This window comes from Longimycelium tulufanense (genome assembly GCF_014645795.1).
Classification (GTDB): domain Bacteria; phylum Actinomycetota; class Actinomycetes; order Mycobacteriales; family Pseudonocardiaceae; genus Longimycelium; species Longimycelium tulufanense.
Genome location: NZ_BMMK01000114.1, coordinates 1 through 512 on the forward strand (window position 1 = coordinate 1; position 512 = coordinate 512).

The window sequence follows — 512 nt, forward strand, 5'->3', positions numbered from 1 at the left end:
GGCAGTAGCGTCCGCGCATGGCGCAGGAGCTGGATCAGGACGAGCTGATCGATCGCTGGACGCTGGTGGGCGACGCTGTAGAGATCGCCATGGGAAGCCTTGCCGGCCACATATGGCTCGCATGAAGGCTGCGGTCGGTTTGAACAGGCGCTTGCCTCCTGCAGTACTGCCCTCTTCGTCCCCGGTTGAGGCTGGCCGGTGCACATACGTCGGATCGAATGGCACCCGTTGCTCCGGCCAGGTCCGCAAGGACGGGCGCTGCCTGCTGCACCAAGACCCGGTTCGTCCCATGGAGAAGCCATCTAGCGATGTCATGGCCGTTGCCTGCCCGCTCCCGTCCTGCCGAGCCCAGCCGGGACAGCCCTGCCGAAGCCCCGGTGGCTACGTGGAGCGGAAACCGCATGCCCAGCGGCTCATCGTCGCTGCTGATCAACCACCCCTGCGGTGATGGCGAGACCAGAAAGAAGCTGCTGCAGAGGGCAAGTGCCCGGGTCACGGGAGGGCGGCCGAAA

At 66.0% G+C, this 512-nt stretch carries 1 protein-coding gene; it reads left to right on the top strand.

What is annotated here, in order from left to right:
- Positions 1 to 121 precede the first annotated feature (121 nt).
- Entirely contained in the window at positions 122 to 448 is a 327-nt protein-coding gene (locus IEY55_RS33300) for a zinc finger domain-containing protein (RefSeq protein WP_505735186.1), read from the top strand.
- Positions 449 to 512: the final 64 nt, after the last annotated feature.